Source organism: Sphingomonas sp. PEI4, assembly GCF_056679955.1.
Map to the genome: position 1 here is coordinate 2,286,262 of NZ_CM155258.1, position 22,525 is coordinate 2,308,786.

At 66.9% G+C, this 22,525-nt stretch carries 15 protein-coding genes; 2 read left to right on the forward strand and 13 right to left on the reverse strand.

From position 1 onward, the window contains the following. The first annotated feature begins 74 nt into the window (after positions 1-74). Complete coding sequence (locus AC1MLZ_RS10500) at positions 75-779, forward strand: murein L,D-transpeptidase catalytic domain family protein (protein WP_480958400.1); 705 nt, start codon at positions 75-77, stop codon at positions 777-779. Between the two features lie 27 nt (positions 780-806). Here the strand turns inward: AC1MLZ_RS10500 and AC1MLZ_RS10505 are convergent, their stop codons facing one another. From AC1MLZ_RS10505 to AC1MLZ_RS10525, 5 genes are all read right to left on the reverse strand, one after another. Then, on the reverse strand, positions 807-3,317 hold the full coding sequence (locus AC1MLZ_RS10505; RefSeq protein ID WP_480958401.1) for a DegT/DnrJ/EryC1/StrS family aminotransferase: 2,511 nt from the start codon (positions 3,315-3,317) through the stop codon (positions 807-809). A 269-nt stretch (positions 3,318-3,586) separates the two neighbouring features. Further along, positions 3,587-3,886, reverse strand: coding sequence for a hypothetical protein (locus AC1MLZ_RS10510; RefSeq protein ID WP_056063904.1), 300 nt, complete (start codon positions 3,884-3,886; stop codon positions 3,587-3,589). A gap of 16 nt (positions 3,887-3,902) precedes the next feature. Then, positions 3,903-6,737, reverse strand: a complete 2,835-nt coding sequence (locus tag AC1MLZ_RS10515) for a M16 family metallopeptidase (RefSeq protein ID WP_480958402.1) — start codon at positions 6,735-6,737, stop codon at positions 3,903-3,905. A gap of 103 nt (positions 6,738-6,840) precedes the next feature. Further along, a complete protein-coding gene (locus tag AC1MLZ_RS10520; RefSeq protein WP_480958403.1) occupies positions 6,841-9,453 on the reverse strand; it encodes a TonB-dependent receptor in 2,613 nt (870 codons plus the stop codon). A gap of 102 nt (positions 9,454-9,555) precedes the next feature. Continuing rightward, on the reverse strand, positions 9,556-10,890 hold the full coding sequence (locus tag AC1MLZ_RS10525) for a sugar porter family MFS transporter (RefSeq protein ID WP_480958404.1): 1,335 nt from the start codon (positions 10,888-10,890) through the stop codon (positions 9,556-9,558). A gap of 168 nt (positions 10,891-11,058) precedes the next feature. On the opposite strand from AC1MLZ_RS10525, the gene AC1MLZ_RS10530 reads away from it, so the two are divergent. Continuing rightward, entirely contained in the window at positions 11,059-12,096 is a 1,038-nt protein-coding gene (locus AC1MLZ_RS10530; RefSeq protein WP_480958405.1) for a spore coat protein U domain-containing protein, read from the forward strand. Here AC1MLZ_RS10530 and AC1MLZ_RS10535 read toward each other — a convergent pair. The 8 genes from AC1MLZ_RS10535 to AC1MLZ_RS10570 form a co-directional block, all read right to left on the reverse strand. Then, on the reverse strand, positions 12,081-14,474 hold the full coding sequence (locus AC1MLZ_RS10535; RefSeq protein ID WP_480958406.1) for a DUF3772 domain-containing protein: 2,394 nt from the start codon (positions 14,472-14,474) through the stop codon (positions 12,081-12,083). The genes AC1MLZ_RS10530 and AC1MLZ_RS10535 overlap by 16 nt on opposite strands. A 522-nt stretch (positions 14,475-14,996) precedes the next feature. After that, positions 14,997-17,111, reverse strand: a complete 2,115-nt coding sequence (locus tag AC1MLZ_RS10540) for an ATP-binding protein (protein ID WP_480958407.1) — start codon at positions 17,109-17,111, stop codon at positions 14,997-14,999. Positions 17,112-17,350: 239 nt separating this feature from the next. Continuing rightward, positions 17,351-18,400: a biotin synthase BioB gene (bioB, locus tag AC1MLZ_RS10545; RefSeq protein ID WP_480958408.1), complete on the reverse strand. Its 1,050-nt coding sequence runs from the start codon at positions 18,398-18,400 to the stop codon at positions 17,351-17,353. Then, on the reverse strand, positions 18,397-20,673 hold the full coding sequence (scpA, locus tag AC1MLZ_RS10550) for a methylmalonyl-CoA mutase (protein ID WP_480958409.1): 2,277 nt from the start codon (positions 20,671-20,673) through the stop codon (positions 18,397-18,399). Before scpA ends, bioB begins: the two co-directional genes overlap by 4 nt. 123 nt (positions 20,674-20,796) lie before the next feature. Further along, complete coding sequence (locus AC1MLZ_RS10555) at positions 20,797-21,585, reverse strand: enoyl-CoA hydratase-related protein (protein ID WP_480958410.1); 789 nt, start codon at positions 21,583-21,585, stop codon at positions 20,797-20,799. Between the two features lie 7 nt (positions 21,586-21,592). Next, complete coding sequence (gene mce / locus AC1MLZ_RS10560) at positions 21,593-22,018, reverse strand: methylmalonyl-CoA epimerase (protein ID WP_480958411.1); 426 nt, start codon at positions 22,016-22,018, stop codon at positions 21,593-21,595. Next, positions 22,015-22,236 (reverse strand): hypothetical protein, encoded by a 222-nt coding sequence (locus tag AC1MLZ_RS10565; RefSeq protein ID WP_480958412.1) that lies wholly within the window; start codon positions 22,234-22,236, stop codon positions 22,015-22,017. Before AC1MLZ_RS10565 ends, mce begins: the two co-directional genes overlap by 4 nt. Then, positions 22,233-22,520, reverse strand: coding sequence for a hypothetical protein (locus AC1MLZ_RS10570; RefSeq protein WP_480958413.1), 288 nt, complete (start codon positions 22,518-22,520; stop codon positions 22,233-22,235). The genes AC1MLZ_RS10565 and AC1MLZ_RS10570 overlap by 4 nt, the downstream gene beginning before the upstream one ends. Positions 22,521-22,525: the final 5 nt, after the last annotated feature.

Genomic DNA, 22,525 nt, shown 5'->3' on the forward strand with positions numbered 1-22,525 from the left:
AAATGGTTGCAGAATATTTACGGAAAATCGGCTATACGATGTTCCAAGAAACGGGGCAATTTTCGGGAAAATCGATGCACGACGAGCAAGGTCCTGTGCGCGAACGACGCGCGCTTCTGAAGAATGGTCTGGTATTGGCGGGGGCTTTGGTGGTGCCGGGGGCAGTGTCGGCGACGACGCGTCTCGGACGTCCGCTGACCGCACGAGATTTGAAGCCGATGACGCAGCCGCCGCTGCCAAGGACGACGGTCGCAGTGACGTCGCCGAAGGTGGTTCGGCCCGACCTGCTGCGCCAGGCGATGGCATCGCTCAGCCGCCACGGCAGCCGCATCCAGCATCACGACCGGATCGCGATCGCCGACTTCGCAGCACCATCGGGCAAGCCGCGCTTCCACTTCGTCGATCTCGCCAGCGGCCGCAGCACGTCGTTGCTGGTCGCCCATGGCAGCGGTTCCGATCCTGCGCATACCGGCTATCTGGAGCGCTTCTCGAACCGCTTCGGCTCGAACGCCTCGTCCGAAGGCGCGTTCGTCACCGACGATTATTACGTCGGCAAGCATGGCCGCTCGCAGCGCCTGATCGGGCTCGATCCGACCAACAACAACGCGCTCGATCGTGCGATCGTCGTGCATTCGGCATGGTACGCCAACAAGGACATGATCGAGAGCCACGGCATGCTCGGTCGCAGCCAGGGCTGCTTTGCGGTCGGCGAGCGCGATCTCGACCAGGTGTTCGCACGGCTCGGTGCCGGCCGGATGATCTACGCCGCGAAGGTCTGAACGGACGAGGCGGGCAGGTCGTAGAAGTCAGGCCGCAGCCGTCGCTCGGGTTTCCAGGACCTGGTCGACGATCATCGCCCCTACGGCGTTCTGCCAGAGCCACAATCCGTTGGCCTGCCCGGTGAAGCTGCACTCCCCGCCGAGTGGCCCCCAGGGTACGAAACCGGCCGCGAGCCCCAAGCCATAGAGCCCGGCAATCGGTGTATCGGCGGCGTCCATGATCCGGCAGTGACGATCGACCATCGGGCGGCCGTCATGCGCCGCCAGAGCGATCGGGCTGCCGTCACGGTCCGCGATCGGGATCGCGATCGGGCGGTAGCCGAGCGCGGCGATGACGATGTCCGCCTGCTCGACATACGCGCGGGCGGCGGCATCGTCGTCGCCTGCGATCCGGTGAACCGCGACGCGCGGATCGGGTACGCGGCCATCGATCCCGAGCATCCGAACGACCAGCTCGCGCGCCTCGAGGCGGAATCCGGCGAGGCGATAGACGAAGCCCGACACCGGGCAAATGTCGTCGGGGCCGAAATCGGTGAACCCCTCGGCGTGCGCGGCCTCTGCCGAATGGTAGAAGGGGCGTAGCGGTCGCCGGTGCAGCAGAGTGATGGCACCGGCGCCGAGCGGCAACGCGGGCTGGCTCTTCAACAGCAGCGCAATCGTCGTCAGCGCGCTGGTCGAGCCGCCGATCACCGCGACCCGCGGATTGCGCTTGCCCGCGAGCAGGTCGACGACCTTGTCGAAACCACCGAGCGTCAGGACATCGTCCGATTGCAGCAACTTGCCCGATGCAAGGTCGATCAGGCGCGCGCCGGCGACACGTTGCGTCGCGAGTCGATCGAGCGGCTGATGGCCGCCGGTCGCGACGACGACGCTCGATGCGACCTGTTCGAAGACATGGCCATCGGCCACGCGTCGGAGCTGCACGCTCCACAGCGCGTCGCCGACCCGCTTCACGCCGAGCGCCTCGTGCCCGACCAGCACGGTTCCGCCGTTTTCGCGAACGATATCGGTCAGCCGGTCGCCGGTGGCGCGCAGCAACGGGCCGACCTCGGCAAGCGGCACGCCGAGCGCGTCCTGATGGGCAGCAACGGCACGCCCGGCGGGATGATCCACCAGCAGCGCGAGTTCGGGATGAATATTGTCGCGTACACCGCTCAGGAAGGTATCCGCGGTCGAATCGGAGGTGATCGCGTAACGGCCGAGTTGCCCGCCACCGATCGCGCCGCCGCGCTCGATCACCATCAGCCCCGACGCGGCGAGATCGGGCAGAAGGCCGCGCTTGGTCGCGGAGGTCAGCATCGCCGTCCCCGCCGGACCGCCGCCGATCACGATCACCGACGCGACCGTGCCGGCAGCACCGCGCACCGAGGCACGCCGATCGCGCGGCCGGACTATCGCCGCGCAGGCATTCACGACTGCTCCGGCCGCGCGCTGCACATCCGCGACCGTCATCGCATCGGTGATCGGCAACGACAGCATGCGCCCGGCGATCCTGTCCGCGACGGGCGTCGACTCGATCACCGCCGTTGCCTGGAACCAGGGCTGCTCGCCGAGATGCGGGCTGAAATATCGGCCGCAGCCGATGCCCTGCGCCTCGATGTCCTCGACGATCGCATCGCGGTGATGCGCGAGACGCTCGGGCAACAGCACGGGCATGAACTGCATCGCGCGGCGCTGACCCGAAACCGCCTGGAGCTGGAAGGTCGGGAGCGCCTCGCGGTAGGTCGCTTCGAGGAGAGCGCGATGCGCGGTGACGGCGTCGATCTCGGCGAGCTTGGCCTGTGCCATGATCGCTAGGATCTCCGGCAGCTTGGCGTTGATGCCGGGCAGGGTCGCGTTTCGGCTGCCTTCGAACCCGAAATTGCCCATCGCGCGCAATGTCGCGATCAGGTCGACGTCGCCGCTGTGGACCAGCCCGCCCTCCCCGACCGCGAACGTCTTGGTCGCGTGCATCGAGTGGACCACCGCGAACGGTGCACGCGCGCCGAACCCCTCGCCGGCATCGTCGCGCGTGCCGAGCGACGATGCCGCGTCGATCACGATGCCAACGCCGTAGCGCTTCTGGTAATGGGCGTACCGATCAAGGTCGATCGCGTTGCCGAAGGTGGCATAGGGCACGACCACACCGATCCGGTCGCCGTGGCGGTGCAGCAGCCGCTCCTCATCGCGCGCGCACGCCCCCCAATCGTCGGGATCGATATCGCAGATCAGCGGCGTCAGCCCTGCCCACGCCGCCGCCTGTGCAGTCGCGGCAAACGTCATCGCGGGCATGAGCGCCAGCGTGCCGGGCTTTGGATCAAGGTTGCCAGTCCGCATGCCCGATGCGTGACGGATGGCGAGCATCAGGCCGAGCGTCGCGTTGCCGACAGCGAGGCTGGCGCCGTGACCACCGAACAGCGTCTCGGTCACGCCCGCCTCGAACGCACGTACTTCCGGGCCGTTGTTGCTGAACACCCCGGACTCCTCGACCCGCCGCAGCGCGTCGAGATGCTCGCTCAGGCGCGGCGGGTTCGGGGCAATCAGGGGAAGACGTTTCATGGGCAGTTCCGGCGGCTGTTCGCGCAGACCTTGGCCTACAGCCTCCTAAGAACCAGTTACATCGCTGTGATAGGAAGATTCTTACAGTCTAATCCCGGATCGACTGCAGGCGCCCGCCAACAACTATCGCACGACTTGGACCATCAGGTTGCCGCGCGCGCCATGGTCAACTCTATCGCCGGCACGGGAAGGCCGCACTTACTCGACGACCATGAAAAAGCCCGCCCTTCCCGACAGGAAAGACGGGCTCTTCACCGCGCGAATGGCGATCAGGCCGTGCGCGTTCCGGTCAGCGGGAAGCTGCCGAATGCACCGGCCGCGACGCTGCCCTTGAGCACGTCATCCTCGACGGTCGCCTTGCAGTCGAGCGTCATCGGCATCGGCACGGTCATGCTCTGCTTCCAGGTGATCGTGTCGCCATCGACGTCACCGGTGACGTCCATGCCGCCCATCGCGCCCGACACCGCACCGGTGAAGGTGTTGCCGGCGCTGTTCACTGTCAACGTCATCTTCTGATCGCCCAACGGCGATTTGACCACGCAATCCCAGCTGCCATCGACGTTTGCCATTGCTCTCTCTCCTGAATTACTTGGCGCCGGCAACCGACGCCGCGGGAATGACCTCGACCGGCAGGCCGATGCTGTCAAGCTGCGGTCGCACCGTCTTCGCATCGCCGACCACGACCCAGATCGTCTTCTTCGGATCGATCGCCTGCTGGATCGCCGTGTTGAGCTGCGGCAAGGTAAGCCCTTGGTAACGCTGCGTGATCGTCGCGTAGTAATTGTCGGGCCGCTTCAGAAGGTCGTTCTGCTGCATCGCGCTCAACACGGCATCGGACGTTTCGAAATTGCCCGACAGCGAGCGGATCGCGCCGTTGATCGCGCGATCGAACTCGGCCTTGGTCATCGGCTCCTTGCCGAGGAACGCACCGATATCGCTGCGCAGGGCCGCGATCGACGGACCGGTCTGGTCCGCCTGCACCGGCGCCGACAGGATGTAGGGCGCGGCGTTCTCGACCTGCTGGAACCGCCCCGACACGCCGTAGGACCAATGCCTGGTCTCGCGCAGGTCCATGTTGACGCGCCCGAGGAAGCTGCCGCCGAGCGCATCGTTCGCAGTCGCGATCGGCAACAGGTCCTGCGTGCCCTTCAGACCGGTCGGGATACCGGCGAAGATCGCCGATTGCGGGCTGTCCGGCCGATCGACCAGCACGATCTTCGGCCCCGATGGCGTGACCGTCGCCGGGAACACCTTGGCACCAGCCGCGCCGGTCGGCGTCCACGTGCCGAACCGGCCGTCGAGCGCCGCCTTCACCTCCGCAAGCGGACGATCGCTGACGACGAAGATCTTGGCCTTGTCGGGCCGCAGCCACGCATGCTGGAACGCCACAAGGTCTGCGCGAGTCAGCGCCGCGACCGCCTTCGGATCGCCGCTGCCGATCGCCTTGGCATAGGGCGAGGTCGGCCCCTGAAGCAGCGGCGGCATCACGCGGGCGTAGATCCCGCTTGGACTGGTCAGCTCCTGGGCGATCTGTGCAAGTTGCTGGTTCTTGACGCGCGCGACCTCGGCGTCGGCAAAGGCCGGGTTCTGCGCGATGTCGGCGAACAGGTCGATCGCGGGCGCGAGGTTGGCACTCGGCACCTGCAACGACAGGAAGGTCCGGTCGCTCGATGCCCCCGAACCGATATCCGCACCGAGCCGCTCCTTGGCCTCGGCCAGCGCGACCGAATCGCGGGTCGGCGTGCCCTCGTCCATCATCGCGAGCGTCAGTTGCTGCGTGCCGAGCTTGCCGGCGACGTCCGCCGCAGTGCCCGCATCGAAGCTCAACACCGCCTGCGTCACCGGCACCGCCGTACGCTGCGCGTAGACCAGCTCGATACCGTTCGCGAGGCGCGTGCGTTCGACGTTCGGGAAGCTCAGTCCCGCAACCTGGCCGACCGCCGGCAACGCTCCACGCGTGCCCTTCGGTGGCGCTTCGGGTGCCGGCACGACGTCGACCTTGGGCGGCACGACGGCATTGGCGTAGGCGTCGCGCGGCCCCGGTACGACCGTCAGCGAATAGGCGGGGCGCGACAGCCACTTCACCGCCGCGGCCTTCACGCTCGCGGGCGTCTCGGCTGCCAGCTGCAAGAGCTGTTTCTTGTAATAGCCGGGATCGTTCGAATACAGCGCGCCCTCGGCCAGCGTCACGGCCTTGCCGCCAAAGCCGCCGACGGACTCAAGCCCCTGCATCGTGCGCGACGCCGTCGTCGTGGCGACGCGGCCGACCTCGTCGGCGGTCGGGCCGTTCTTCAGAAAGTCGGCGAGGATTTCGTCGATCCGCTTGGTCACGAGCGCCGGATCGACGCCCTCGCGGACGATCGCCTCGATCTGGAACATGCCGAGCTGGCTGAAGCTGTTGTTCGAGGCGGAGATGCGCGTGACCAGCTTCTCCTTCTTGACCAGCGCTGTGTCGAACCGGCTGCTCGCCAAACCGCCGAGCACGCCGGCTGCGACGCTGAGCGCGGTGCCGTCCTTGTCGTTGAGTCCTGGGACCACCCAGTTGCGGCTGATCATCACCGCGGCGACACGGTCCTTGATCGTCTCGCTGACGGGGGCGGGGAGCGTCGGGATCGGTGCCGGTGGGACGATGCTCTCGGCGCCCTTGGGGATGCCGCCGAAATACTTCTCCGCGAGCGCCTTGCCGGTGGTGGCATCAACATCGCCGGCGAGCACCAGCACCGCGTTGTTCGGACCATAATGATCCTTGAACCAGTCCTTCACGGTCTGCAGCGAGGCGGCGTCGAGATCCGCCATCGAACCGATCGTGGTGTGGCCGTACGGATGCGTCGCGGGGAAAAGCCCCTCGGTGATCTTGTATTCGGTCAGGCCGTAGGGCTGGTTGTCGCCCTGGCGCTTTTCGTTCTGGACGACGCCGCGCTGCTCGTCGAGCACGCCTTGCGTGATCGCGCCGGTGAGGTAGCCCATGCGGTCGGATTCGAGGAACAGCGCGCGGTCGAGTGCGGCGGTCGGCACCGTCTCGAAATAATTTGTGCGATCATAATAGGTGGTGCCGTTGAAGTCGGTCGCGCCGACCTGTTTCAGCGGCTCGAAGAAATCGCCGGGCGCGTTCTCGGAGCCGTTGAACATCAGATGCTCGAACAGATGCGCGAAGCCGGTCTTGCCCTTCGGCTCGAACTTCGACCCGACGTTATACCAGACGCTGACTGCCACGACGGGCGCCTTGCGATCGGTATGCACGACGACGCGCAGCCCGTTCTTCAACGTGAACTGCTGGTAGGGAATGTCGACCGACTTCACGAGATCCGCGACCGGCGCAGGCTTTGCCGCGGGGGTGGCGGGTCGCTGGGCCTCGCCCATTGCGGGCGAGACGAGGGCGATTGCAGCGACGCCGGCAAGCGCGGTCATTTTCAAAGCCATATGCGAACACTATCCTAGGTTTCGAACGATCTCGTCGCATCATAAGCGCGCTTCGTCGTCGGGCAACAGGATAGATACACCGAGTTTCGAGGCGAGATAGCGCTCAGAAGAACAGCTTACGGACGCTGATGCGGACAGCGCGGCCGAACGGGTCGAGATAGTCCGGCTGGTAGTTGTTCGGCGTCGCGCCGGTCGCATCGGTGACGCGCTGGCGGGTGTTGAGGACGTTGTCGACCGACAGGCTGACGCGCATGCCGCGCAGCCACGGATGCGCCTTTACCCATTCGAGGCGCTGACCGAGATCGGCGAACAGGCGGACATTGGCGGTGGCGAGGCCGCCGAAATTGAGCGTCGAGGGCGCGACTGCGGTGCCGCCATTGACCGTCGTGCCGGTCGCGTAGTTCGCGGAAATCCGCGCGCCGAGCCCGTTGTTGGTATAGCCCGCCTGCGCCTCCAGTTCATGACGCGCCTGGCCGCCGCTGTTGCCGATCGCATCGCCGTCGAGCAGGTTCAGGCGTGGGCCGCCATCGGCGACGAGCACGCGGTCGGTGAAGTGCCAGGTGTGGTAGACCGCGAACTGGATACGCCCGCCGGCCTGTCCGCCACGACCGCCGAAGCCGCGCCCGCCGCCACCGCCGCCGGGTCCACCGCCCCCAGGCGCGCCACCACCAGTACCGCCCTGCCCGCGCGGGCCGCCGCTCGCGCCGTCGGGTCGCCGGAAGCCGCCGGGGGGTTGGAGCCCTTCGAACGGATTGGGGCCGGTGCCGGCGCGATAGGCCTCGAGTTCCTTCTGGATCTTCGACTTCAACGGGGCGGAGAAGTTGATTCCCCAGCGCAGTTCGGAGCGTTCGCTGCGCGCGAAATTGATCGGGCGGCGATCGACCTGCAGCAGGTTGCCGCCGGCATCGCGCGTGAAACGGTTGGGGAACGCCGCCTCGATCGCCGCAGTCGCCGAGGGAAATGCGGCGATCGGATCGTCGACCCGGCTCTCGACATAATTCGCCGTGATCGACAGGTCCTTCGCGGTCCACGGCTTCAGCGTCAGGCCGACCTTCTTCACATGGTTGTTGTCGGCAACCAACCCGGGATTGCCGCCGCTGATCGTCGTGACGGTCGCGGTGGTGCCGCGCACGTAATCGAAGATGCGGACGTTGGGCGTGGCGATCGACGGGTTGCCAAGCTGCTGCGCGGTCGGCGCCTGGTCGGTGTCGGTGACCGAAGCGATGACTCGCACGCCGTCGATCGGCGACCAGTTCGCGCCGTAGCCGAGCGTGGTCAGCGTGCCGAAGTCCGACAGGTGATCCTCGGCGAGGTTGAAGTTCGCCGACAGCGTGCCGAGAAACGGCAGGACGCCCTTCGACCGGCTGGTGAGCGGCAGGTCGACATTGACCTGGCCGTTGACCGTATCGCGCGAGACTTGCCCGGTCTGTTCGCGCAGTGCGCGGTACGAGCGGCTGCTGAAATCGGCGGTTTCCGCGCCGAGCTTGATCGTCGTCGAGATCGCGCCCGCCGGCAGGTTGAACAGATTGCCGTTGATGACCGCATCGACGCCACCGGTGCTCTGCGAGGCATAGGCACGGTTGCCGGGTGCCGCGCCGATGTCACCGGCGGTGAGGCGACCGAACGGGTTGGCGGTCGGATCGCCGGCCGCGAGCCGGGCATTGAAGGCGGTCGCATCGACGCCCGTCTCGGTGAAGGTCTGCGTATCGCTGCGGTCGTAATTCCCCGTCACGTTCCAGCGCCACGTACCGAGATCGCCGTTGAGCGTGGTGCCGAGATGCGTGGCGATCGACGAAGTGCGTTGGGCGAGCGGGAGGAAGCCGTCGTCGTCGAGCGCGCGGTTGATGACGGTAGTCCCATCGGCGAGCGTCAGGGCGGCGACGGGCAGGCCGTTGAGGCTGCGGCTGTCGGTCGATTCGATGCGTCCGTTGATCGTCGCGCCGATGTTGCCGAAGATGTTGCGGGCATAGACGCCGTTCGCGGTGAACGTGCTGTTCTCGGGCTCTAGCGTACGGAACGGCGTGGGATCGATGATCGCGCCGTTCGCGCCAAGCACCCTGCTCGCGAGCGAGGTGCTGGCGATCGGGCTTATGTCGCGTTCGGCCTCGGTCAGTGCCGAGGTCGAGGTGTATTCGACGTGCAGGTTTAGGCGGCGGTCGCGCGCGATGGTGAGCATGTCGAGCTCGCCCAGCGGCGTGTTGCTGCCGCCCTCGGTCGGCATCCTGTCAGTCACCTCCGCGGTGACCGCGCGGAAGCGACGGCGCAGGACGAAGTTCACGACCTTCTGGTCGGCGCGGTAGCCATATTTGAGCGCGACCTCCTCGGGCAGGATCTCGACGCGCTGGATCGCCTCGGTCGGGATGTCGCGGATCTCGCTGAAGCTGGAGATGCGGCGACCGTTGAGCAGCACCACCGGCGCACCGCCGCTGCCACGGCCGCTCGTGGTCTGCGGGCTGAGTTCGTTGAGCAGGTCGGAGATCGAACTCACGCCGTAGGAGCGGATCTCGGCTTGGCCCAGAGTCTGGTCGGGCGGGATGTCGCCGATCACGGAGCCCGGCAGCTTGCGCGATCCGGTGACGACGATCTCCTCTGCGTCGGCCGCCTCGTCCTGTTCCTGCGTCTGTGCCGCGGAGGCGCCCGCCGATGGCGACGGTGCCTGTTGCGCAGCCGCCATCGCAGGCATGCTCACCGCCAGAACCAGACCCAGTTTACGCATACCCGTTCCACCCCAATGATCGACCGCCGATCAGGGGTTTGAACTAGCGTCCAATTGTCGCAGGATTGTGCCGGTTCGGCAGTGCTTTCGTCGCATCTGCGGTTATCGCGACATATGCGCGTCCATATCCTCCAGCGGCACGCCCTTGGTCTCCGGGAAATACAGGAACACGGTGACGAACTGCACCGCCATCATCGCGGCGAAGAACAGGAACGGCGCGCCCGCCGACCATGCCGCGGCGACGGGGAAGACCTGCGCGATCACCGCGTTCCAGCCCCAATGGCTCGACGAGCCGATGCTCGACCCGCGCGCACGGACGTTCTGCGGGAACACCTCCGAGATATACACCCAGATCACCGCGCCCGAACCGGGGGCGAAGAACATGATGAAGACGATCAGCGACGGCAGCAGCAGCCAGCTGGGCAGCACGCCGAGCAGCGCCAGCCCGCCGACCGACAGCGCCGCGGTCATGCCCGCAGAGCCCCACAGCAACAGCGTGCGTCGGCCGATCCGGTCGATCAACAGCATGCCGAGCAGCGTGAAGACCATGTTGGCGACACCGATCATCACCGCCTGGAGATCGGGCGAGAGGCCGCCGCCCGACGCCTTGAAGATGTCGTTGAGGTAATAGAGGAACGCGTTGATGCCGCTGAACTGGTTGAACATCGCGACCAGGAAGGCGAGCGTGATCGGCTTGCGGTGGCGCGTCCAGGAGAGCGACGCATCGCCCTTGGGAGCAGCGAGTTCGGCCCGCGCGACGTCAGGGCTCATGCCGACCAGTGCCAACACCTGCTTCGCCTCGACGTCGCGTCCCTTGGTGAGCAGCCAGCGCGGCGAATTGGGGATGCGGAACAGCAGCGCGAAGAACACCAGCGACGGTGCTGCGACGATCCCGAGCTTCCACCGCCACTCGATATCGCCCAGATCGAGCGCGCCGATGATCGCGTTCGAGACATAGGCGAGCAGGATGCCGAGGATGACCGCGAACTGGAACCCGCCGACCATTTTCCCGCGCTGTGCCGGTGGCGCGAGTTCGGCGATGTACGCGGGTGCGAGCACCGACGAACCGCCGATCGCGATGCCGTTGATGAAGCGGAAGCCGATGAAGCTGTGCCAGTTCCACGCCAATGCGCAGCCGAGCGCGGTGACGACGTAGAGGAAGGCGAGCACGCGCAGCACGTTGCGACTGCCATAGCGATCGCCGAGCGAGCCGATGAACAGCGCACCGATCAGCGTGCCCCATAGCGCCGACGACACGGTGAAACCGAGCCACGCTTCACTGAGCGCGAATTTGGCTTTGAGCGCGCCGGTCACGCCGGCGATGACCGCCGTATCGAAACCGAACAACAGGCCCGAGAGCGCGGCCGTCGCGACGCTCGCGATCAATATGGTGCGCGGCTGCGCCGAGAGGGGCGATGCGGTGGGAGCGATCGTCATGCCGGCCACGTTTGAACAGTTTGACGGTCGCCGCAAGCCTCCCAAAAGCCGGAGCCGAGCGCACGGCGCACCGGTCCAACGAAAACACCCATTTCAGGTCTTTGAAAGCGCCTTAACCAATCGCCGATTAGCGGATGGCGCACGAGCAGGACGCGGAGGGATGAAGCGTTGACGACCGGACTTATGAAGACGCTGATCGCCATCGTGGCGTTCGCGGTGCCGTCCTCGGCCTGGGCGGCCTGTGCCGTGACCAATACCGGACCGACCACGCTCGGCTCCTATTTGTCGGCTGCTTTGGTCGACGGCGCGCCGCCTTATGTCGACGTTCCCGGCGGGTTCGATTGTCCGAGCACCGTGATCGCCCTGCTCGGCGGCAATTATCTGCGCGCGACCGTGACCAGCCCCGACGGCTTCAAACTGACCTCGACCAACCCCGCGAACACCGTCACCGCCAATTACGCGGTCGCCGCGGACGGCGCGGGCGCCTATCCCTTCACCCCCGGCACGCCGTTCGTCTACATGAACGGCGGCCTCATCAATCTGCTCGGGTTACTCGGCGGCACCGCGCGCGACGTCCAGGTTCACGTCCGTCCGTCGTCGACCGCCGCACTTCCGCCCGGCACCTATACGGGCAGCTTCAGGATCGCGTGGGAGTGGCGCTTCTGCGACCTGCTCGGCGTATTGGGCCTGTGTGTCGGCACACTCGATCGGAACCCGACCCCGATTCCCGTCGCGACCGTGTCGGTGACGATGATCGTTTTACCCAAGCCGGTCGGCGTCGTCATCGTCACACGGACGACATGGGATCCGCTGTCCGCGACCAGCAACCCGCGCGCGATCCCAGGCAGCAAACAGCGGACGACGATCACGCTGACCAATACCGATATCGTCCCGGTCGACGCCAACTCGCTCAACGTCGTACTCCCGACCCCTGCGCGGGGGGCAGTGGCACTCGACGGCGACGGAACCGCCTCGACGGCGTACGTGATGACCGCCGAAGGTTCGCCCGCTTCGTCGCTGGCGGTGACCTACACCGCGCCCGCCAGCACCACCGACGACGTCGATTTCTCGGCGAACGGCGGCACCAGTTGGACCTATGACCCCGCCGTCACGCCGAAAGCGGTCACCAACGTCCGCATCCGCCCACGGGGGACGATGGCGGCGGGGTCGAGCTTCAGCGTGTCGTTGCCTTACGCGCTATTCTGATCGGGGTTCTGGTCGGGCATGAACGGGGCAGGCGTGCCACCCACGATCTCCATCTTGGTCGCGGTCGCGCCGACTTCGATCCCCGCCTCGCGGAACTGGCGGAGCAGCGTGAACAGCAGTTCGCTGCGGATCGGATAGGCATCGCGCGGACTGGCCACATAGGCGAAGCAGTTGAACTTGGCGCGACCGGCATCGATCGAGTCGATGAACACTTTGGACTCGGGGTGATCGAGCACCTCGTGCTTCTCCGCAAACGCCGCCAACACCATCGTCCGCACCGCATCGAGATCCTCCTCGAGCGGCACCGAGAATTGCAGCTGGATCCGGCCGATCGGCGCGGCCAGCGTCATGTTCTGGATCGTCTTGGTAATCAGTTCCGAGTTCGGCACGATCAGCGTCGAGCGGTCCGCCACCTCGATCTCGGTCGAGCGCACGTTGATCCGTTTGACGTCGCCCTCCATGTTGCCGATCCGGACGAGATCGCCGATCTTCACCGGGCGCTCGGCGAGCAGGATCAGCCCCGAGACGAAGTTCTGCGTGATCGCCTGGAGGCCGAAGCCGATACCGACCGACAGCGCACCGAGCACCACGGCAAGCTTCTCCATGCCGATCCCGAGCGCGCCGAGCGACCACAGCACCGCGGCGATGATCCCGGCATAGCGCGCGACCATGGTCACCGAATTCTGCGCGCCGGCATCCATCGCAGTGGTCGGGAGGTAGCTGTTCACCAGCCAATGCTGCAGCCCGCGCATGATCGCCAGCGCGACGAACAGCACCGCGATCGAGCGCAGCACCGCGCCCGGCGAGATCGTGACCTGGCCGATGGTCACGCCGTTCGCGACCGTGCCGAACAGCTCGAACGCCGAGCCGACGCCCGCACCGAACGGCGCCATCACCGCGCCGACCGCGAGCATGATCAGCAACAGCCGCAGCACCGCGGACAGCAGCACGCCGATCTGGTCGACGGTCTTGTTGTCGACGCCGAAGCCGCTGTTCGCCGACCGGCCGAGGCGGTTGCCGCTCGACAGCAGCGTCCGGCACGCATCGTCGGTGAAGGTCATCATCAGATACAGCGTCGCACCGACGATCGCGCCCCACAGCAGCCACGTCGCGACCTTCAGCGCGAAGTTCACATAGCCGATCAGCCCGGCGATCAGCGTGACGAGCAACACCAGCCAGACGAGCGTCGCGACGATCGCGAGCAGCGTGTTGCGCGCGGGCTTGGTCGGATCGGGCAGCGCGGCGGCGCGCAACCGGCCGAGCGTCACCAGGATCGCGCCGAGCAGGACGATGTGCAGCAGCGCGACGACCGCGTTGGCGGCGCTCGACGCCGGCGCGCTGATGCCGATCAACGCGTTCGTTGCAATCAACAACTGGCCGAAGAAGATCAGCCCGGCCGCCATCCAGGTGTAGGGCCGCAACGCCTGCGAGGCGGGATCGCCGATCGGCAACAGCCGCCAGGTGGACTGGCCGCGCAACAGCAGCGCGCCACCGAGCGACGACACGAACGCGGAAAACCACGAGATGCCGACGAAGATCGCGCCGAACCGGCTCCAGGCGGGCGATACAAGCCCGGCCCAGCGCAGCGACGCGACGATCGCCAGCGCTGCAAGCCCCGGCAGCGCAGTGCCAATCACCACCAACCACAATGCATAGGCCGAGCGCCGCAAGCGACCGCCGGGTGCGTGATCGGTCGCGTAGCGCCGGCCGACGCCGTGCAGCCAGCGGCGCAACGGCACGATCAGCACCAGCGCGGCAAGTATCCCGACCAGCAGGCCGGTCCCGGCGCGGATGTCGAACCGCGCGCCGAACTGGCGGGTCTCGACATTGACGAACCGCATCAGCCGCGCGGTGTCGCGTGGCAGGTGATCGACGATCCCCGCCCACAATGTCGGCGACAGCGGCGAGCCGGTGTTCTCGGACAATTGCTGGCCGAGTTCCTCCGCTTCGGCCGCGCCGATGTCGTCGATCTGCTGCTTGGCCTCGATCCCGATCAGCCGCGCGCGCTTGATCGCTGAATCGATCGCGGACTGGCTCTGTGCGAGGAGCTTGCGTTGCGTGCGGATCTCGGGCGCCTCGACCACGCCGGGCGTGGCGGCACCGAGTTCCGCGACGCGCGCCTGGACCAGCGCCATCTCCGGCGTGAGCGTGCGGACGGCGTCGGCGGCGGTGGTCTGCACGGCCTGCGCGCGATCCCGCAACGCCTGCCGCGCCTTGTCGTCGCGCGCGGCGAGGGTGGCGTCGTCGATCGCCTGGAGCTCGGCCGAGGCCTGGGTGAGGCTGGCGGCGACGGTCGCGACCTTGGGCTCGTCCTGCGCGATCGCTGGGAGCGCGGTGGCTAGGAGGAGGAGCGCGGCGAGGTAGCGGAAGAGGGTCATCCGGGATGCTTTACAGCGATGGGGCCGGAAACGGGAGGGGGGCAGTCTAGAGGCAATCACCACGGGTATGGGAGGCAGTATGGGAAAGCCTCCGCCCCTCATGTGCTCCACCCCGGCGCCCTAATGTGCACCACCCCGGCGGAGGCCGGGGCCCATTGGGGGCCGGTGGTGATTGAGGTCGGTCTTCCGCTACGACGACCCTTCCAATTGGGCCCCGGCCTTCGCCGGGGTGGATTCAGTGGAGCGCGATCCCGCACACACCACCGTCGCCCGCGCTTCCTTGTTCTCCCACGAAGGCGGGAGCCCAGACTGGGTCCCCGCCTTCGCGGGGAAACAGAAGTGTGGTTCGTTTCCGCACGGTTGCTACGAGGAACGCGCGCCCCCACCCTCTCCGTCACCCCGGCGGAGGCCGGGGCCCACCGTTCCGCATACTCGGTTCTATCGGATGTGAGGAACGGTGGATGCCGGAACGAGTCCGGCATGACGGGGCGGGGACAGGAGTTGGAGCTGGACGGAGCCCGCTCAATCCAGTTCGAGGATCACCTGATCGACCGCCAGGCTATCTCCGGTCTTCGCCGCAACCGACTTCACCGTGCCCGTCTTCTCGGCGCGCAGGATGTTCTCCATCTTCATCGCCTCGACCACGGCCAGCGGCTGCCCCGCCTCCACCTTGTCGCCCGCCGCGACATCGAGCCGCACCAGCAGCCCCGGCATCGGGCAGATCAGGAACTTCGACAGATCGGGCGCGATCTTCTCGATCATGTGCGCCGTGTAGGGCGCGACGCGAGCCGGCAGCACGCGCGCGACATGGCTCGCGCCGCGTGTCGTGAGCTTGAAGCCGGCGCGGACCTTGGCGATGCGGATCGTGAGGTGTTCATCGCCGTCTGCGCCGTGGCCGTCCGCTACCACCATCCGGTCGCCTGGCGTGTATTCGAGCGCCAGGTCGAGGTCCTCGCCATCGACCATGATGCCATCGGTCGAGACCGTCACGGCGTGGTCGGTCTTGTCGATCGTCACCACCCAACCGGCGGGCGGGCGCAGGCGCTTGCCGAGCTGGCCGTCGATGCGGCGGGCGCGGTCGGCCTCCGCAGTGGCGGCGAAGGCGGCGACGGCGGCGAGCGTCTTCAGCAGTTCGGCGTCGGCGGGGGCGCCGTGGAAGCCGTCGGGATATTCCTCGGCGATGAACCCGGTCGTGAGTGCGCCCGACTGGAAGCGTGGGTGCTGCATGATCGCCGAAAGGAAATCGATGTTGTTGCCGGGGCCTTCGAGCTCGAACGCGTCGAGTGCGGCGATCTGTGCGGCGATCGCGCCGTCGCGGGTGGGGGCCCAGGTGATGAGCTTGGCGATCATCGGGTCGTAGAACATGCTGACCTCGCCGCCCTCGCGGACGCCGTCGTCGACGCGGACTCTTGCTTCTCCCCCGCCCGCTTGCGGGAGGGGGTTGGGGGGTGGGCTCGCGCTATCCTCGAATGCCGCCGTTTCGGTGGAGGAGAGCGCGTGCCCACCCCCGGCCCCTCCCGCTTGCGGGAGGGGGGAAGTTTCGGGCGGATTGTACCGGACGAGCCGACCTATGCTCGGCAGGAACCCGCGATACGGGTCTTCGGCGTACACCCGGTTCTCGATCGACCAGCCGTTCAACTTCACCTCGTCCTGCCCGAACCCGAGCGGCTCGCCGGCCGCGACGCGGATCATCAGCTCGACCAGATCGAGCCCGGTGATCTCCTCGGTCACCGGATGCTCGACCTGGAGCCGGGTGTTCATTTCGAGGAAGTAGAACCCCTCCCCCGTCGTGTCCGCGCCCGACACGATCAGCTCGACCGTACCCGCCGAATAATACCCAACCGCCTGCGCCAGCGCGACCGCCTGCTCGCCCATGGCCTTGCGCATCTTCGGCGTCACGAACGGCGACGGCGCCTCCTCGACGACCTTCTGGTGGCGGCGCTGGATCGAGCATTCGCGCTCGTTGAGATAGACGATGTTGCCATGCTGGTCGCCGATCAGCTGGATCTCGATGTGGCGGGGCGATTCGATGAACTTCTCGATGAACACGCGGTCGTCGCCGAAGCTCGCCAGCCCCTCGCGCTTGGTCGCCTCGAAGCCTTCGCGGACGTCCTGTTCGCTGTAGGCGAGCCGCATGCCCTTGCCGCCGCCGCCGGCCGATGCCTTCATCATCACCGGATAGCCGATGCCGCCAGCGATCTCGACCGCGTGATCGGTGCTGTCGATCTCGCCGAGATAGCCCGGCACGACGTTGACGCCCGCGGCCTTGGCGAGCTTCTTCGATTCGATCTTGTCGCCCATCGCGGCGATGGCTTTCGGCGGCGGGCCGACGAACGCGATCCCGGCCTCGGCGCAGGCGAGCGCGAAACTCTCGCGTTCGGAGAGGAAGCCGTAGCCCGGATGGATACAGTCCGCGCCGGTTTCCTTGGCCGCGAGCAGGATCAGCTCGGCCTTGAGATAGCTCTCGGCAGCGGGTGCCGGCCCGAGCCGCACCGACTCGTCGGCCATCAGCACATGCGGCGCGCGCGCGTCGGCATCGGAATAGACCGCGACGGTCTTGATGCCCATCGCCTTGGCGGTCCGCATGACCCGACACGCGATCTCGCCCCGATTGGCGACCAGGATCTTCTTGAACATCAGTTTTTACCCGGATTTGAAGGCCAGCGGGTGGCGAAGAAAACCAGCGCGAGAGTTGCACATACGAATAGAAAAGAGACTCCGCCGAAGAAGAGCATGAACGGCGCAGAGCACTCTGCAGCTAAGCTGCCGTACTGATGGCACCGCCCGGCCTCTTGATCGGCCATGGTAAGCACAACTAATCCGTAACAGGACCAAGTGACCAATAGCGCGACAAGTACGGCAAGGCGGCGCTTCACTCAGCCAACCCGCATCGGTTCGGGGCCGACCATCGGCTTCATCCCCAGCTTCGCCAGCAGCGTCGCGTCTGCGCTGTCGCCGGCGTTGCCGGTGGTCAGCAGCTTGTCGCCGGTGAAGATCGAGTTCGCGCCGGCCATGAAGCAGAGCGCCTGAGTTGCCTCGGACATGCTCTCGCGCCCGGCCGACAACCGCACCATGCTCAGCGGCATCGTAATGCGCGCGACGGCGACCGTCCGGACGAACTCGATGTCGTCGATCTGTGCCATCGGCGTACCGGCGAGCATGTCGCCGAGCGGCGTGCCCTTGACCGGGACCAGCGCGTTGACGGGGACGCTCTCCGGGTGGCGCGGCAACGTGGCGAGCGCGTGGACGAAGCCGACGCGGTCGCTGCGCGTCTCGCCCATCCCGACGATCCCGCCGCAGCAGACCGAGATGCCTGCATCGCGCACGTTCGCCAGCGTCTCCAGCCGATCGCCGAAGGTGCGCGTGGTGATGACGTTGCCGTAATTCTCTGGCGAGGTGTCGATGTTGTGGTTGTAGTAATCGAGGCCCGCGTCGGCGAGCTGCTTCGCCTGCTGCGCGTCGAGCATGCCGAGCGTCATGCACGTCTCGAGCCCCATCGCGCGGACGCCCTCGACCATGGCCACCACCTTCGGCATGTCGCGCGGCTTCGGGTTGCGCCATGCGGCGCCCATGCAGAAACGCTGCGAGCCGGCGGCCTTGGCCTGCGCGGCGTCGGCGAGGACGGCGTCGACGTCCATCAGCTTCTCTGCCTTGAGGCCGCTGTCGGACGAGGCGGACTGCGAGCAATAGCCGCAATCCTCGGGGCAGCCGCCGGTCTTGATCGACAACAATGTGCAGAGCTGGACCTCGCCGATCGCGTGGTGCGCGCGGTGGACGGTCTGCGCGCGGTACATGAGTTCGTCGAACGGGAGGTCGAACAGCGCCGCGATTTCGGGGCGGGCCCAGTCGGTACGGGCAACCGGAGCATCGCGCACTGCGCTCGGAGCCACTGCATGTGCGAGGGTACGGAGAAGGGTATCGGTCATTCGGCGGCTTCCTCTTGGGGGCCCATATTGTGGCCGAGGAGTTTCAACACGTCCTCGGCGGCCTGGATCAGATTGGTGCCGGGGCCGAAGATGGCCTGCACCCCGGCATCGCGCAGGGCCTGATAGTCCTGTGCGGGGATAACGCCACCTGCGATCACCTTGATATCCGCGCGGCCGGCCTCGCGGAGGTGGCCGATCAGTTCGGGGATCAGCGTCTTGTGGCCGGCCGCGAGGCTCGAGGCGCCGACGATGTCGACGTCCTTGGCGAGTGCTAGCGCGGCGGCTTCGGAGGGGGTCTGGAAGAGGGGGCCGGGGACGATCTCGAAGCCGAGGTCGCCGAACATCGAGGAGACGAGGTTGGCGCCGCGGTCGTGTCCGTCCTGGCCCATCTTGGCGACGAGCATGCGGGGTTTGCGGCCGAGGCGGCGCTCGGTGGCCTCAACGCCGTCGGTGAGGCGGGTCCAGCGGGCATCGTCCTCGTACGCCCCGCCGTAGATGCCGGAGACGGGGGTCGGTTGCGTGCCGTAGCGGCCGAATACGTCCTCCATCGCCGAGGAGATTTCGCCGAGCGTGGCGCGGGCTCGGGCGCACTCGACGGCGAGCGCGAGGAGGTTGGTTTCTGATCCTCCCCGATCCGTGGAGGTGTCGGCCGCAGGCTGACGGAGGGGGGCTTCCGCGGACGTATCCGTTTGTGGAGCGCCCCCTCCACCAGCCGTTGGCTGGTCCCCCTCCCCGTTCCGGGGAGGAATTCGCGCGCCTTCGCGGAGGGCATCCAGGGCAGCACGACACGCGGCTTCGTCGCGGTTGGCCTTTACCCGATTGATGCGTTCGATCTGGCCTGCCCGGACCGCGACGTTATCGACGTCGAGGATCTCGATCGCATCCTGTTCGGCGAGCTTGTACTTGTTCACGCCGACGATGACGTCCTCGCCGCGATCGACGCGCGCCTGGCGTCCAGCGGCGGCTTCCTCGATCATCGCCTTGGGCCAGCCCGCCGCGACCGCCTTCGCCATGCCCCCTTCGGACTGGATCCGCTCGATCAGCGTCCAGGCGCCGTCGACCAGCGATTGCGTCAGGCTCTCGATATAATAGCTGCCACCGAGCGGATCGACGACCTTGGTCATCCCCGTCTCTTCCTGGATCACGATCTGCGTATTGCGGGCGATCCGTGCCGAGAAGTCGGTCGGCAGCGCGATCGCCTCGTCGAGCGCGTTGGTGTGGAGCGACTGCGTGCCGCCGAGCATCGCCGCCATCGCCTCGATCGTCGTCCGCATGACGTTGTTGTACGGATCCTGCTCGGTGAGCGAGACGCCCGACGTCTGGCAGTGCGTGCGGAGCATCTTCGAGCGCTCGTCCTGCGCGCCCAATTGCGTCATCGCGCGGTGCCAGAGGACGCGGGCGGCGCGGAGCTTGGCGATCTCCATGAAGAAGTTCATGCCGATCGCGAAGAAGAAGCTCAGGCGGCCAGCGAACTTGTCGATGTCGAGCCCGGACGCGACGCCGTATTTCACATATTCCATGCCGTCGGCGATCGTGAAGGCGAGCTCGTGGAGCTGCGTCGCTCCCGCTTCCTGCATGTGATAGCCGCTGATCGAGATGCTGTTGAACTTGGGCATCTCGCGGCTGGTGTAGCCGAAGATGTCCGAGATGATCCGCATGCTCGGCTCGGGCGGATAGATGTAGGTGTTGCGGACCATGAACTCCTTGAGGATGTCGTTCTGGATGGTCCCGTCGAGCAGGTGCCGCGCGACGCCCTGCTCCTCGCCGGCGACGATGAAGAAAGCCAGGATCGGGATCACTGCGCCGTTCATCGTCATGCTGACCGACATCTTGTCGAGCGGGATGCCGTCGAAGAGGATCTTCATGTCCTCGACCGAATCGATTGCGACGCCGGCCTTGCCGACGTCGCCGGTGACTCGGGGGTGGTCGGAGTCGTAGCCGCGGTGGGTGGCGAGATCGAACGCGACGCTCAGGCCTTTCTGGCCGGCGGCTAGGTTGCGGCGGTAGAAGGCGTTGGAGGCTTCGGCGGTGGAGAAGCCGGCGTATTGGCGGATCGTCCAGGGGCGACCGGCGTACATCGACGCGCGGACGCCGCGGGTGAAGGGGGCGAAGCCGGGGAGGCCGGGGTCGGTGGTGACGTCCTCCGCGGTGTAGAGCGGCTTGACGTCGATGCCTTCGGGGGTCGGCCAGGTGAGGTCAGCGCCTTTGACCTCCTTGGCGGCGAGCGCCTGCCAGTCGGCTAGAGTTGGGGCGGATTCGGGTTTGTCAGTCATTAGCTAATTCCCCGGCGAAGGCCGGGGCCCAGCCCCTCGAACATATCGCGCGCGAAAGCGCGTTCGATGCTGCGCATCGAGCCTGGGCCCCGGCCTTAGCCGGGGAACGAGAAGAGAAGCGGTTCACTTGCCCGTGAACACCGGCTTGCGCTTCTCCAGGAAAGCGCGACCGCCTTCCATCGAATCCGTAGACCCCCGCGCGTCGCGCTGGTTCGCCGCCTCGGCCTGCATCGCGGTCGCGTAATCCGTCTCGTACGCCGCGGTGATAGCCCGCCGCATCAACCCGAGCGCGATCGTCGGCATCGCCGCCAGCCGCTCGGCCAGCGCGAACGCCTCCAAGTCCAGTGCATCGTCCGAAACGACCTTGTGCACCATCCCCCAGTCGAGCGCCTTCGCCGCCGGCACACGCTCGCCGAGCATCATCATCTCGGTAGCGCGCGCCTTGCCGATCAGGCGGGGCAGCATCCACGACGCACCGCCGTCGGGCACTAGCCCGATATTCACGAACGCCTGGAGGAAATACGCGCTCTCGCTGGCCACACAAAAATCCGCGGCGAGCGCCAAGCTGCACCCAATCCCCGCCGCCGGCCCGCGCACCGCGCTCACCACAGGCACCGACAGATCGGCGAGCGCCGCCATCGTCGGATTATAACTCCCGGTCAGCGCCGCAAACGTCGCCTCGCCCGGATTGTCCGACCCGAGTGCCCCGCCGCCGACATCCGCCCCCGAACAGAACGAACGCCCTGCGCCGGCGATCAGCACCGCCCGCGCGCCGTCCAGTTCGCCCAAAGCGACGCGCAATTCCTCGAACATCGCCGGCGGTGCGGCGTTCAGCCGGTCGGGCCGGTTCAGCGTCAGCACCAGCACGTCGCCGCGCCGCTCGCTCAGGATATGCTCGTACGCGGCCATCATATCTCTCCTAGTGCGCGCCGGTATCGCCCGGCGTCTCCATCAACTCGACCAGCATGCCGCCGAAATCCTTCGGGTGCACGAACACGATTGGCGTACCATGCGCGCCGATCCGCGGCTCGCCCAGCACGGTCGCGCCCTTCGCCTTCAGGTCAGCGACTGCCGCGTGAATGTCGGCCACCTCGAAACAGACATGATGCTGCCCGCCCGCCGGGTTCTTGCGCAGGAACCCCGCGATTGGCGAACTCTCGTCATAGGGTTCGATCAGTTCGATCTGCGTGTTCGGCGCATCGATGAAGCACACCTTTACGCCCTGTGCGGGCAGGTCGAACGGTTCGCCGATCGCGGTCGCGCCGAGCAGCAGGCGATACGTCTCGACCGAATTCGCGATCGACGGCGTAGCGACCCCGACATGGTTGAGCCGACCCAGCGTCATCCCTCGATCCTCGGCTGGTCGGGCATCCGGCGCGCCATCGCGGCGCCCTCGATGATTCCCTCGAGCCGGCTGACCCGGTCACGCAACGCGCCATGTGCTTCGGCAAGCCGCGTGAGCCGGTCGCTCTGCGCGTGCGCGGCGTCCTTCATCATCCGCAGGTCTTCCTGCATGAGCAGGACGGTGCGCATCGCCTTCAATGCATCGCCGACGACGCTCATGCGCTAGGTCTCTCACCGGCGAGGACCGCGTCCACGGCATCGTTGGCGCGCTGGATCGAGGCGATCGTGTTGCGGATATCGGCGCGCATCAAGGGAACGGCAGCCTCGACTTCGCGGACGAGCAATGCCAGCGCAGCTTCCTCGTCCGCCTCGCCTTCGACAAGATAGCGCGTCGAGGCCTCGCGGAGGACGTGGCCCACGGATTTGCCGTTGCTGGCGGCGAAGGCATCGAGCGCCGCCTTGTGATCGGGCGAGGTCAGAAACGTCACGCGTTCGGTCTGCATGTCAC

Bases quoted from the DNA above. Each gene is read 5' to 3' on its own strand.
- AC1MLZ_RS10500 (WP_480958400.1), top strand. From the start codon at position 75: ATGCACGACGAGCAAGGTCCTGTGCGCGAACGACGCGCGCTTCTGAAG.
- AC1MLZ_RS10505 (WP_480958401.1), bottom strand. From the start codon at position 3,317: ATGAAACGTCTTCCCCTGATTGCCCCGAACCCGCCGCGCCTGAGCGAG.
- AC1MLZ_RS10510 (WP_056063904.1), bottom strand. From the start codon at position 3,886: ATGGCAAACGTCGATGGCAGCTGGGATTGCGTGGTCAAATCGCCGTTG.
- AC1MLZ_RS10515 (WP_480958402.1), bottom strand. From the start codon at position 6,737: ATGGCTTTGAAAATGACCGCGCTTGCCGGCGTCGCTGCAATCGCCCTC.
- AC1MLZ_RS10520 (WP_480958403.1), bottom strand. From the start codon at position 9,453: ATGCGTAAACTGGGTCTGGTTCTGGCGGTGAGCATGCCTGCGATGGCG.
- AC1MLZ_RS10525 (WP_480958404.1), bottom strand. From the start codon at position 10,890: ATGACGATCGCTCCCACCGCATCGCCCCTCTCGGCGCAGCCGCGCACC.
- AC1MLZ_RS10535 (WP_480958406.1), bottom strand. From the start codon at position 14,474: ATGACCCTCTTCCGCTACCTCGCCGCGCTCCTCCTCCTAGCCACCGCG.
- AC1MLZ_RS10540 (WP_480958407.1), bottom strand. From the start codon at position 17,111: ATGTTCAAGAAGATCCTGGTCGCCAATCGGGGCGAGATCGCGTGTCGG.
- bioB (WP_480958408.1), bottom strand. From the start codon at position 18,400: ATGACCGATACCCTTCTCCGTACCCTCGCACATGCAGTGGCTCCGAGC.
- scpA (WP_480958409.1), bottom strand. From the start codon at position 20,673: ATGACTGACAAACCCGAATCCGCCCCAACTCTAGCCGACTGGCAGGCG.
- AC1MLZ_RS10555 (WP_480958410.1), bottom strand. From the start codon at position 21,585: ATGATGGCCGCGTACGAGCATATCCTGAGCGAGCGGCGCGGCGACGTG.
- mce (WP_480958411.1), bottom strand. From the start codon at position 22,018: ATGACGCTGGGTCGGCTCAACCATGTCGGGGTCGCTACGCCGTCGATC.
- AC1MLZ_RS10565 (WP_480958412.1), bottom strand. From the start codon at position 22,236: ATGAGCGTCGTCGGCGATGCATTGAAGGCGATGCGCACCGTCCTGCTC.
- AC1MLZ_RS10570 (WP_480958413.1), bottom strand. From the start codon at position 22,520: ATGCAGACCGAACGCGTGACGTTTCTGACCTCGCCCGATCACAAGGCG.